This is a genomic window from Pseudomonas sp. I3-I5, from assembly GCF_022699445.1.
In the GTDB taxonomy this organism is placed as follows: domain Bacteria; phylum Pseudomonadota; class Gammaproteobacteria; order Pseudomonadales; family Pseudomonadaceae; genus Aquipseudomonas; species Aquipseudomonas fulva.
In genome coordinates, this window is record NZ_CP093940.1 from 2,380,880 (window position 1) to 2,393,511 (window position 12,632).

A 12,632-nucleotide genomic window follows, 5' to 3' on the forward strand; every position below is an offset into this window, starting at 1 on the left:
AACCGTTAGCAGCTATGCCCGTGCACGGCCGGTGCGCTCCCCCAGCACCAGGTAGGCACTTTTGTTCAATACCTGACTGACGTTGCGCCTGGATGATGTGCGGTAAATGACCCACGAGTACGTTCCCATGAATCTAGCATTGTCCATGGCTGCCTTCGCACTGGCGGCCTCCATTTCGCCTGGGCCAGTCAATGTGGTGGCCCTGGCCAGCGGCGTTCGACACGGCCTGCGCGCAAGCCTTGGCCACGCAGCAGGCGCGACATTCGGTTTTTGTGTGCTCCTGCTCCTGGTGGGCAACGGCCTGCACCAGTTGCTGGGACATTGGGGGCCGCTACAGGGTGTACTCCAGGCAGGTGGGGTGCTGTTTCTGCTTTACATGGCCTTGCGACTCGCCAGTGACGACGGCGCACTGGGGGCCGGTCATGCCTGCGCACCCCCTTCAGCCTGGTGCGGCGCAACCATGCAGTGGTTGAACCCCAAGGCGTGGCTTGCCGCCGTGGCCGGGGTGGGCGCCTACACGGCTGGCGAGCAACAGGCGCTGTGGATCTTTACCTGGATATACGCACCAATATGCTTCGTGTCCGTGGCCTGCTGGGCTTGGGCAGGCAGCGTTGCGGGCCAGCACCTGCAGAGCCCGCGGCCGCTGCGCCTGTTGAATCGTACGCTTGCCGCTTTGTTGGTCGCCAGCGCGTTGGGGCTGGTCATCTAAACGCTGTGGTTTGCCGATAATGCCCGGGGGTGGCCGCCAGATGACGCTTGAATGCCCGCTGCAAGTGCGACTGGTCGGCAAAGCCTGCGGACTGGGCAGCCTCGGCGATCGATTGCCCGTGGCGCAAGTGCGCGCGGGCCAATTGCACACGCTGATCAAGCAGGTAACCGTGGGGCGTCAAGCCGAAGCGCTTGCCAAAGGCGCGGATCAGGTAGGCACGCGACAAGCCGCAGGCCGTGGCGATGTCCCCAAGCGTCAGCGGGTCGCTTCGATGGGCGCGGATAAACGCTGCGGCCGCTTCAAGGCGTGGGTTGATTCCATCCTCTGACGCCGGTTCTTGACCAAGGAACCTGGGCAGGTCGCACAGCATCGCTCTAAGTCGTTGCTCGCGATCAGCCGCATCAGGGTCAAACAGCGCAGCGCACACCGATAGCACTTGCTGGTACAGGCCCGGGGCTGCGCTGTAACGTTGCCTCGGCAAGGTTAAGCCCACCGATGCCAACCATGGCGTGTCGATGAACAGCATAATGTACGACCACGGCAGACCCGAGACAGGATTGCACGCGTGAATCACACCCGGGTTGATCAACACCGTGCTGCCGGCCGCCACCTCGAACTGGTCATGACCGCTGACGTAAGTACTGCGCCCGCCGGTGATTACCCCGAGTGAAAAACTCTCGTGGGAATGAGCGGCATGGCATACCTGACGCCCGTCTCCGACCACTCGCGCCTCGACGAAAGGCAGTGCCGAATCACGCCAGAACCGAGATACCTCAAGCATCGCCGCCTTATCCCCTTCCCATGCAATCGGCCGATACTACACCGCCGGAGAGGGAAACAGGTCCAGCGTTCGCTCTACCTCCTGGATGTCGATACGAAAGCCGTCCCCGTCGGGCACGCCAACCACGAACCCGAAATGCTGATGGTCGCGGTCGGTGAGGTATTTGTAGTAGCTGACGAAGCGGTTCGGGGGCTGGAGGGTCAGCAGACACCCGCCCGCCTCCAGCACGTTCACACCGTGAACCAGTTGGCTACCTTCCACCCCTATGACTACATGCGCCCCGGCGCAGGCTGCGACGATCGAAGGCACGTCGCTTTTCAACGGATCGACCACGCGGAACCCACGGGTGACGCGCAAGTGCTCAGCCAGTGCCAGTTCGTTGCGCAGCAAGCGCAGATCACCGTCGCCTCCGCGCAGCAGAAATACACCCGGGTGCGAACAATGGGCCACATGCGCCCGAAGCTTGTCCCCCATGGCCCGATAGCGGGCGTGGCGGTCGCGGTTGTTGCTCTGGTCGTCGAACAGCACCAGTTCGCGAAAGAACGCCGTGCGCAGGCGATGCGGCTGCATGCCAAGCCATGCTTCATAGGCAGGGGCCTGGGTGAAGATTGGGTACTTTGCAGAGGGCGCGGTAGTGACGGGCATGCCCTCGTTGCAGGCCAGTGCATAGGTCGGGCAGTCCTCCATCAACCAGGTGCCAAACCATGCATTGCCGTTATGGGTGCAGTAGATGGCCCCGCGGTCGATTTCATGCTCAACGCTCAGGGGGGGGAACGCGCTGTGCCTGTGCGACAGCCACTGCGCTGCCCTGCCCTTGTACAACGCGCCGTCGATCAACCACACGTCCCTGCACAGGTAGCCGCGGGTCGACCCATGCGCGGTGCGGATGCCGCCCTCCATGGTCGAGCGCGGGTGCACGAAGGGATAGAACCGCTTGCCTTCCCAGCCTGTGACGCGTTCGAGCTGGCCTGGCAAGAATATCGCGGGCGGGGTTATGGACATCTCGCCCGGCGCAATGTCCCACGAACGCTCGGCAATGCTCCTGATGTCTGGCGAGGGCTGCCTGAGCAGGCGCTTGCGCACCATGTACTGATAAGCGGCCAGGGTCCATGAGCGCGACGACAGGGCCGCGGGCAAAGTGCTGGGCTGCAAGCTATCACCTGCCATTGAACGTCTCCCCGCAAAACTGTCGATTAAGGTGGCCGCCTGGCCCATGCGTTGCCTGGACCGCACTCAGGTACAGGTGATGATCTCCATCGCCGGCGCTGATGGCAGGCCTGCATAACGCTGCCTGAGCGCCGCGATCAGCTGATCGCCCGCTCCCGTGGCCCCGTACAAGTAGATCTTGCTGAGCCCGCCGAAGACCATTTCGTGATAACGACTGGCCAGCGCCTGTTCGCTCGCACCGTCAGGCACGCCGAGGTGCAGCGTCAGCTTGTCACCTTCGACGGCGAACAGGGGTGTCTCCCAGAGAAAATGAGCGATACCGGATTTAGGCAGGCGTACGAAGAGGTGGGCGTGGTTGCCCAGCGAGTCGATGTCGCCGCCTCTGCGGCGCTTCCATTTCAACAGCCCGTCGTCAGGCCGCGCCAGACACAGGCCGATGTCGTAGTAATCGAAGCCCTGCCCAAGCGCCCACTCCATCGCCATGTAAGTTGTAATCGAGTTGACTTCACGCAGGCGCTTGGCATCGGAGAACACGGCTTCGCAATAGCCGAAACGCACCGTGCTCCAGTAGCGCTTGCCGGCGCGAACCACTTCACAACCCAGGTGACAACCGATCACTTGATCATCCTGGACGATGAGGTCGAGCCTGCCGACCTGCCTGGCGATTCTGAAGACTTCATCGGTCGGTATCTGCGACGCAAGAAGACCCTTGCGGGCTGTGGCATAAGGGCGCAGAAACTCCCGGTCCGCGGACTCGATGTCTTCGTCAGACAGCGCCTGGCGCATGTGATAAAGGGGCCGGTGTTTGCGAATGCTGCGGCGCAACTCGCTGTCATAGCGCGCGGTGATGTCCTCAAGGGGGCGCCCCAATGGCACGACGGCACTCACATAGTGAGGCACCGTCAGCGCGCCTGCTGTGGGCACTTCGCTGACCATCACCACAGGTCGTCGCGTGGTGGGTTCAGCAGGGCTGATCATTGCAGAGGGGGGGCTGGCCAGTCCGGTCATCAGCAACTTCGCCATGTCGCGTTGCTGTTTGCGGCCCACGTAAAGGATGTCATGGGCACTTTCGTGTTGCAGGCGAAACCGACTGATTTCCCAACGCCATACACAAGCACGGGCGGCAAGCTCACGCGCCTGGCTTGCCAAATGCCTTAACCGATAGCGCTGAGAAGGTGACAGTGAGCGACGAGCCACTGCCGAGAGCGTCTGTTTCATCAGGTTCAACGTCCACTGAAAGTTTTGCGTTCTTGCAGACATATAAAATGCCAGGCACGACTAACCTATTGATTAATTGAGCATTGCATTACTTTAAGATTCATATTCAGTAACAATTTAAGGTGCTGCCAAAGTGTTTGGCAAGTAGCGAGCCGATATAAAGGCCATATGTTTTATGGCGCCAATAATCCACGGCGCCGCCTGGCCTCGATTGGGCCAGGCTATGAGTCATAGCGCCTGGGTAATAACCCAGCACCACCGCATCAGTCACCCATGACGTGTGATAGCGCCTCAATACAAGGAGCTCGCACCACATGTCTGAAAGCAACTCAGTTTCACCTGTGACTTTGCCTCATTGGGCTGCACGGGCCACCGCGCACCAATGGCAGGCCCTCAAGCACACTCAACACCCCACTTGGCAAACGCAAGACTGGTTCTGCAATGCCCCTCCGGATCTGAGGGAAACCGTTGCCGCCAGTCATCGAAGATTGATCAGCGCGCAGGCAGCGCTAGGTCGGGCGATGCGCGGCCTTGAGCAAGTGGCAGAACTCGCCGAACGTGCACTACAGCAGTGCTTGCAGCGTCAGGGGTTAGATGTGGACGTCAACGCCTGCGAGTTGCTGCGCGTCGAGCAAACTTGGCGATGGGTCGGCCTGCGCTATGTGTTTAGCCACCAACGGGAAAACATCGTAAGGGCTGCATTGCAGAACTTTGCGGAGGATGAAGTGTTCTCTTCCCAGAGTGCAATCGCCCTGAGCAAGGATATTCACATAACGCCCATCACGGTGACGGGCACGGCGCCGATTGGCATGCAAGAGCCGGCTGCACAATTTCCCATCGACTCGGAGCGTTACCAAGTAACACCCTTGCCCCTCACGCCGGCCGCTTTCGCCACCCTGACGCGAGCGCTTGATTTGGGAAGTGCCTACCATGGTCATCTTCAAGGCTATTTCGACAGCCCGGCCGTAAAAGCGCACATGTTGCAGGTGTTCAAAGCGCGTCTGCAGATGGCGGCAGACTTAGCTGTGCTCAGGCACTTGATCAGCGGCAGCGCTCGCGATGACCTTGACCGCCTGCTGCAGGGAGAGCCTTTGACGTGCTGGCGGCTGAGCTTGTTCGGGACCGATCTTTACGAAGTCATGCTGATCGACCTGGGGCAGAACGGCCTAGGCGTGTACCTGCCCAACCACGAGCCTGCATTGCGCAGCTGCAAGGACCTGGCAGCCGTGCATGAAGCGCTGGCCATCCTGTTGCTCGAGCCTGCAGCACGTGAAGCGTTCACAGGGTATGTAGCCCAAGACCAACGCGAACATTTCTTCGATCTGTTGCAGCAAAACCTCGACGCGGCTGGCAACACTCCGGCCGACAAACCCTGGGAGCGCGCCTTGGACGCAGACCTGCGCCCGGCTCGTCAGCCCATCGAGGGAGACCCGTTCAGCGACTGCTACGTCCGGCACTGGGCACGTTTGCAGCACGAAGCCAGTTTGCTCGCCGTTCCTACTGCACAGTTCGACGCCAGCGCCAGAGCCCAACGTCTGGCGACGTGGGAAAGTCGCGGCTGGGACCTGCTCAATATCGCCAGCTTTTTCGTACCTGGGGTGGGCACTTTCATGTTGGCCGTCACTGCCTGCCAGCTCCTGGGCGAAGCTTTCGAAGGGTATGAAGCCTGGGAAGCCGGGGATCGTCACCTGGCGCTCGAGCACATCGAATCGGTTGGGATAAACCTTGCTTTGCTGGGCGGTTTCGCCGCAGCCGGACACGCGTTGCCACGATTGTTCGGCAAACTGTCCGGTACGACGCTGCAAGAGGTACGCGTCAGCGACGGCACATTCAGGCTCTGGAACCAGGACTTGGCCCCTTACCGTTCCAAGGAAGTGCTGCCAACGCAGTTGCGGCCCAATGCGCAGGGCCAGTATCTGCATGATGGCCGATACTTCATCAAGATGGACGGACACCTCTATGAGCAACGGCTGGACCCTTCACTGTCGCGCTGGCAAATTGTTCACCCCGAGCGGCCAGATGCCTGGCAGCCCCCCCTTGAGCACAACGGTCAAGGCGCTTGGCGCGCCCAGCACGAGCCGCTAGGCGAGTGGCCGCTGGTAACGCTGGTAGAGCGCCTGGGTGAGCCGTTCGAGGCCTTTACAGCTGAGCAAATCCAGCAAGCGTGCGATGTGACTGGCATCGACGCCGACAACCTGCGAGACCTGCACCTTCGCGGGCAACCGGCGCCGCCGCTGCTGTTGGACGTTCTACAGCGTCTGCGCATAATCGCCGAACGCCCTTCGATGGATGTACAAGGCGCGTCGCAGTGGTTCGAGCAGCGCTACAGCCCAAGCATGCCGCACGATCCCGGCGTGGACCGCTTGCTTACCACCTACCCGCGTCTCACGCCGCCTTTGGCCAAGCAACTGCTGGGCCGGCTGGAGGCCGCCCAAGCGTTGACCTGGGAGCAAGAAGGAACACTGCCTGCCAGGATTCGACAATCGGTAGAACAGGTGCATAGCGAATTACCTCTGGTTCGGGCGCTGGAGGGCCTGGTGCAGCCGGCGCTCGCCAACACTGAGACCGAGCGCCTGCTATTCAGCGCACTGGAGGCCATGTCGGACTGGCAAGCCGACATACGTCTGGAACTGCGTGCCGGCAACCCTGACGGTCCCACCCTCGCTCATACCGGCACAGGTCAGCTCATTCGTGTGATCAAATCAAGCCAAGGCTATGAAGCTTTCTTGGGAGAGCGTCCTGCGCCCGGCGTGGTGAGTATCGATCTTTGCCGCGCCATCGAACAGGCACTGCCCCGCGCCCGTCGCGACCTGCTGGGTATCGAGCACCCTGACGGCGTCCACCTTCGCCGTCGGGTGATGACCTGGGTCAGGGCAAACCGCGCCACGCTCGCCCCCAGGCTCTATGGGCAACGCAGCCAACGCCTGGTAACACGGGGTTGGTTGCGGGGTGGAAAGCCGCTCGAACCACTGCCGGCAGCGCCACGCCAGACCACCTCGTTGAGCGCGGCCTATCGGCGTCTCTACCCCACTGCGACCGACGCAGAATTTGCCGACTGGCTCAATGAAGGGGAAGACGAGGACAACCTGCATGACATGCGCTCACCCACCCAACGCTTGCGCGACCTACAAGCGCGCCTAGAGAACTTGCGTCGTGATCTGGCCCAGTGGGCCGCCCCCAACCCCCAGCGCCCACATCAACGCCACCTTGCCGTGCAGCCGATCATCAATGCCTGGCGACGGGTTTCGTGCACGGTACTCGATGGCGGCGGTTGTCTGTACAGCCTCGATCTCTCCGGGCTGGGCCTGACTCATGATGACTTGGCCAGCTTGCCACTGAGGGATGACTTCCATCACATCGAGCACCTGACGTTGTGCGGCAACCCCGCACTCAGCCAACTGCCTGCGGTCTTCCACCAGCGACTCCCGAACCTCACGCGGTTACTGCTCAGCGATTGCCGCTTCGACCACCTGCCTCGCCTGGCCTTCGGTCAGCGCCTGCGCTGGCTGGATGTGGACCGCAACCGGATTACCTGGGACCCTACGGATCAAATTACCCTGCAACGATACCCCGGCCTGGCCGTACTTGATCTGAGTGAAAACCCGCTGCTGGTCGCGCCCGATCTGCGCCTGCATCCCGACATCAGATCGCTGTTCCTGTCGGGATGCTCGCTGACCGAGTTGCCACAGGGGTTGGCGCAATTAACGGAGCCGCTCGCCGTTGACCTGACGAACAACCAGTTCGTGCAGTTACCCGAGGACTTCACTTTGCCCATTCCCGTAGCTGACACCCTGTCCATGGAAAGCAGTTGGCTGGCAGAGCCGATACTGAGTCAGATCGAAACGTACAATGAGATTCATGACGTGGATCTGTTAGTGAACGAGGGCGACTACACTGAATTCTTCGAACTTGCAGGCCCGCATGAATACAGCCTGTGGCGCCGCTTGCCATTGCAATATCGGCGCGACCTCAGGGCGCTGCTGGACGACGATCCTTTCCTCACCTACCCCGAACGAGCGCGCCGGGAGTTCTGGCGTCGGCTGTCTGTGATCGATAACGCAGGGCCAGACCGGCAGGCCCTGTTGGAACAACCAGCAGAGAGATTGTTCGAGCTCGACCTGTGACACCCTGATCAGGCGCCGGGCGACCGGCGCACTGCTCAAGCGCTTGCTGTGCGCTGGTATTCTGGTCGCCTCAGGCGCATGCTCGTCGCTGAACCGTTTCACTGTGCTAAACCCTTCCCGGCCACTGTGAGGTGCAGTTTCATGGAATCCTTGCTCGACAACCTTTACCCCAACGCCGCCGACGTACCTCCAGCGTGGCAACTGGGGGCTCCCCTTGAACAACGTGACTACCTCGTGGGCGGTGAACTGCGCCATTGGGACGGGCCGTTGGCCACAGTCCGTAGCCCCATTTGGCTAAAGGACAACGGCCAGGAGCAACAGGTGGTGCTGGGCCACGCACCGCTGCTGGACGCCGACACGGCCATGACCGCACTGGATGCTGCGGTTCAAGCTTATGACAAGGGGCGCGGTGCATGGCCGAACATGCGCGTGGCAGAGCGCATCGGCCATGTGGAGGCCTTCCTGGCGCGCATGCGCGAGCAGCGCCAGGCCGTGGTCAAGCTCCTGATGTGGGAAATCGGCAAGAACCTCGCGGATTCGGAAAAGGAATTCGACCGCACCTGCGACTACATCACTGAAACCATCAATGCCCTCAAGGACCTGGACAGACGCTCCAGCCGCTTCGAACTCGAACAGGGCACCCTGGGCCAGATACGCCGCGCGCCGTTGGGCGTGGCGCTGTGCATGGGCCCGTACAACTACCCTCTCAACGAAACCTTCACCACCCTGATACCGGCCTTGATCATGGGCAACACCGTGGTGTTCAAGCCCGCCAAGTTCGGCGTTTTGCTGATCCGCCCGCTGCTCGAAGCCTTCCGCGACAGCTTCCCGCCCGGTGTCATCAATGTCATCTACGGCAAGGGGCGTGAGACCGTCAGCGCAGTGATGGCCAGCGGCAAGATCGACGTCTTCGCCTTCATCGGCACCCACAAGGCTGCCAGCGACCTCAAAAAGCTGCACCCACGACCACATCGGCTGCGCGCGGCACTGGGCCTGGACGCGAAGAACCCCGGCATTGTGTTGCCTCAGGTCGACTTGGACAACGCCGTCGACCAGGCTCTGACGGGCGCCCTGTCGTTCAACGGCCAGCGTTGCACGGCGCTCAAGATTCTGTTCGTCCATGAAGATGTGGCCGATGCATTTCTGGACAAGTTCACGCGCAAGCTCGCCACCCTCAAGCCGGGCATGCCCTGGGAGCCAGGCGTCGCCCTGACACCGCTGCCCGAACCCGGGAAGATCGATTACCTCGACGGCCTGGTGCACGATGCGACCGCCAAGGGAGCACGGGTGATCAACGAGCACGGGGGCCGCAGCCGGGGTTCGTTCTTCTACCCCGCCCTGTTGTATCCGGTGTCGGCGCAGATGCGCGTGTACCAGGAAGAACAGTTCGGGCCAGTCGTGCCGATCGTCCCCTACCGCGATCTGCAGACGGTCATCGACTACGTCCTGGACTCGGACTATGGCCAGCAGTTGAGCCTGTTCGGCAGCGACCCTGCCACCGTCGGCAGCCTGATCGACATCTTCGCCAACCAGGTCGGTCGCATCAACATCAACACCCAATGCCAGCGAGGCCCGGACACCTATCCGTTCAATGGCCGCAAAAACAGCGCCGAGGGCACCCTGTCGGTGCACGATGCCCTGCGGGTCTTTTCCATACGCACCCTGGTGGCCACGCGCTTCCAGGACGACAACAAGGCCTTGTTCAGTGACATCATCCGTAATCGACGGTCGAGTTTCCTGACTACCGACTACATCTTCTGACGGTTGAAAGCGGCACCGCTTTGCTGGAAGCTTGAAGCTCATAGCACGGAGCCGCTCAATGCGTATCATCGACAAGACCGCCGCCCAGGTGCGCAGCCTGACGCCCGCCGAAGACGCGCTGCTGGTGGAATTTGCCACCGGCGGCTTGACCGGGCCCCGCCTGCTGCAGGCCAACCAGATGCTGATGAAGGTGCGCAACGCCAATCAATGGCTGGCCTGCGACTGCCGCACCGACGCCCTGCCTGTGCTCAATGTCACCCTCAATGGCAACACCGGTACGTTGTTTCTCAAGAACAACCCAGGCACGGCCGAACATGCGCCGGGCTGCCCCTTCACCAAGGATGATCAGGAAGCGGCCGAGCGTGCTCAGGCACCTGTTCAGCCGGTGGCCTGGCTGCCTCCCGACACACCGCTGCGGCTGATCGGCGACTTCCGCACGGGGGCAAGCGCAAGCACCAACGAGCCAGGCGAGCGCCGCGAACAACAGCGTTTGCTGGCCTTGTTGTTGACGTGGATCGAGACCAGCGGCCTCAACCTCTACGCCACGCATTTGAAGCAAGACCTGACCGGGCAATTCGCTCAACTGCGCGCCGTGGCCAGTCGCTATCCGCTGGTGGAACGGGTGCCGGCCAGCAACTACCTGGAAACGCGCCTGGACATGAAGCACATGATGATGCTCAAGGCCCGTCTGCGTGAAGCAACGATCTTTGGCAACCATCGTCGTAATGGACTACTGCTCGACTGCATCGACCAGATCAAGGGCCGCAAGGTCTTTCACTACCGCAGTGAAGAGGGTTTCGATTTCCAGGGCCATCATCTGTACTGGGGTGGTCAGCGCACCTGCGGCCCGTTGCTGACGCTGGCACTCTATTCGCCTACGACTCCCGGCAGTCACTTCTATGAACTGATCCACGTGGCCAGCGTACCGGTGCTGTCGCGCGGCCATCTGTTTCCGGTCTATCGCGATGAAGAGCGCGAACCGCTCAAGGCATTGGTATCGCTGGTGGACTGGATGGCCAGCAAGGGCGTCAAGGTGCAGATGCGCCGCCCGGTGGTCGGCGGGCAGCTCATGGATGAACTGGTGATGACGTCCGACCAAGACCGTGTACTGTCCATTTCGCTGCTCGAACAACCCATCGGGCCCGAGCCGGATACCGAGAACTTCAAACGGTATGCCGACTTCAAGAGCCCTGAAACCTTCCGCAAGTTCGTGGCCGGTTTCTTCATGCGCGAGCGGTGATCCGCCGCCTCAGCCGAGGAACAGGCGATAAGCCGGGTTATCCGTTTCGTCCCAGTAGCGATAACCCATCTGGTCAAGCGCCGAAGATAACCCGGCACGCTCATCGGCAGGCACCTGCAGCCCAGCGAACACCCGCGCATGGGCTGCACCGTGGTTGCGGTAATGGAACAGGCTGATGTTCCAGCGCTGGCCCAGGCGCTCCAGAAACGCCGGCAGTGCCCCGGGGCGCTCTGGAAACTCGAAACGCAGCACCTGCTCGTTACTTCCAGGCGTCAAAGGCCCACCCACGGTATGGCGCACATGCAGCTTGGCCAGCTCATTGTCGGTCAGGTCCACAACCTCATAGCCTTGAGCCTGCAAACCGTTCAACAGCTGATCGCGTGGATCCTGCAATGGGTGCGTTTGCACACCCACGAACAGCCTTGCAGGTTTGCCCGGCTGGCAGCGGTAGTTGAATTCCGTGACCTGGCGCTTGCCCAACGCTTGGCAGAACGCCCGGAAGCTCCCAGGCTGGTCGGGGATGGTCACCGCGATCACCGCTTCGCGCTGTTCACCCAGTTCGGCGCGCTCTGCCACATGGCGCAGCCGATCGAAGTTGATATTGGCCCCAGAATCGATGGCCACCAGCGTCTTCCCGCGAACGCCCTCGCGGTCCACATACTGCTTCATGCCCGCGACCGCCAGGGCCCCCGAGGGCTCGGTGATCGAGCGGGTGTCATCGTAGATGTCCTTGATCGCGGCACACAACGCGTCGCTGCTTACAGTCAGCACCTCGTCCACAAAATGCCGGCATAGCTCGAAGCAGTGGGCGCCCACCTGGGCCACGGCCACCCCGTCGGCGAAGGTGCCGACATGCGGGAGCACCACCCGCTCGCCAGCCTGCAGGGCGGCCTGCAGGCAGTTGGCATCCTCAGGCTCCACACCGATCACCCTGACCTCGGGGCGCAGGTACTTGATGTAGGCCGCGATTCCGGCAATCAAGCCACCTCCGCCTACCGGAACGAAGACAGCCTGTAGCGGCCCAGGACACTGCCTGAGGATCTCCATGCCGACCGTACCTTGACCGGCAATCACATCCGGGTCATCGAAGGGTGGCACGAAGGTGGCTCCTTCCAGCTCGGCCAGCTTCAAGGCATGTGCCAGGGCATGAGGGAAGCTGTCACCGTGCAGCACCACCTGGCCACCGCGGGCGCGCACGCCCTGGACCTTGAGCGAAGGCGTCGTGGACGGCATGACGATCGTGGCCGTCATGCCCAGATGCGCGGCGGCCATGGCCACGCCCTGGGCATGGTTGCCCGCCGAAGCGGTCACTACACCGGCCTGACGCTGACGGGTGGTCAACCTCGACAGTCGCGTGTACGCCCCACGGATCTTGAACGAGAATGTGGGTTGCAGGTCTTCGCGTTTAAGCAGTACCCGATTACCCAGCCTATCGGACAACCCACCGGCCTCTTGTAACGGCGTTTCGATGGCCAGGTCATACACGGGCGCTGCCAAAATTCGCCGAACCTGCTCGGACAGCAGTTGCTCAGGGGTGATTGCTCGCGGGGCGCAACACAGGTTGGACATCATCGACTCCTTGGCCGGTTAACGGTGCCCAGGAGTCAGATGGAAAAACCCGCCTCCAGGGCG

8 protein-coding genes are annotated in these 12,632 nt (G+C 61.8%); 4 read left to right on the forward strand and 4 right to left on the reverse strand.

What is annotated here, in order from left to right:
- The first annotated feature begins 127 nt into the window (after window positions 1-127).
- Window positions 128-709 carry a LysE family translocator gene (locus MOP87_RS10710; RefSeq protein ID WP_027914926.1) on the forward strand — a complete coding sequence of 194 codons (582 nt, stop codon included), beginning with the start codon at window positions 128-130 and terminating at the stop codon, window positions 707-709.
- On the opposite strand, the gene MOP87_RS10715 is transcribed toward MOP87_RS10710, so the two are convergent.
- The 3 genes from MOP87_RS10715 to MOP87_RS10725 all read right to left on the reverse strand — a co-directional run bounded on the left by MOP87_RS10715 (window position 702) and on the right by MOP87_RS10725 (window position 3,875).
- Window positions 702-1,490, reverse strand: coding sequence for an AraC family transcriptional regulator (locus MOP87_RS10715; protein ID WP_028687466.1), 789 nt, complete (start codon window positions 1,488-1,490; stop codon window positions 702-704). The two genes, MOP87_RS10710 and MOP87_RS10715, sit on opposite strands and share 8 nt — an antisense overlap.
- A 36-nt stretch (window positions 1,491-1,526) precedes the next feature.
- Complete coding sequence (locus MOP87_RS10720; protein ID WP_028687467.1) at window positions 1,527-2,657, reverse strand: glycosyltransferase family 61 protein; 1,131 nt, start codon at window positions 2,655-2,657, stop codon at window positions 1,527-1,529.
- 66 nt (window positions 2,658-2,723) lie between these two features.
- The gene (locus MOP87_RS10725; protein ID WP_028687468.1) at window positions 2,724-3,875 is read right to left on the reverse strand and encodes a hypothetical protein; all 1,152 of its coding nucleotides are present in this window, start codon (window positions 3,873-3,875) and stop codon (window positions 2,724-2,726) included.
- 314 nt (window positions 3,876-4,189) lie between these two features.
- Between MOP87_RS10725 and MOP87_RS10730 the strand changes: the two genes are divergently transcribed.
- The 3 genes from MOP87_RS10730 to MOP87_RS10740 all read left to right on the forward strand — a co-directional run bounded on the left by MOP87_RS10730 (window position 4,190) and on the right by MOP87_RS10740 (window position 11,000).
- Entirely contained in the window at window positions 4,190-7,999 is a 3,810-nt protein-coding gene (locus MOP87_RS10730; RefSeq protein WP_236167228.1) for a DUF6543 domain-containing protein, read from the forward strand.
- A 141-nt stretch (window positions 8,000-8,140) separates the two neighbouring features.
- Window positions 8,141-9,760: an NADP-dependent glyceraldehyde-3-phosphate dehydrogenase gene (locus MOP87_RS10735; RefSeq protein ID WP_028687470.1), complete on the forward strand. Its 1,620-nt coding sequence runs from the start codon at window positions 8,141-8,143 to the stop codon at window positions 9,758-9,760.
- Between the two features lie 58 nt (window positions 9,761-9,818).
- The gene (locus tag MOP87_RS10740; protein WP_242810515.1) at window positions 9,819-11,000 is read left to right on the forward strand and encodes a hypothetical protein; all 1,182 of its coding nucleotides are present in this window, start codon (window positions 9,819-9,821) and stop codon (window positions 10,998-11,000) included.
- 9 nt (window positions 11,001-11,009) lie between these two features.
- Here MOP87_RS10740 and ilvA read toward each other — a convergent pair whose 3' ends face one another.
- Window positions 11,010-12,569, reverse strand: coding sequence for a threonine ammonia-lyase, biosynthetic (gene ilvA / locus MOP87_RS10745; RefSeq protein ID WP_242810516.1), 1,560 nt, complete (start codon window positions 12,567-12,569; stop codon window positions 11,010-11,012).
- Window positions 12,570-12,632 lie beyond the last annotated feature (63 nt).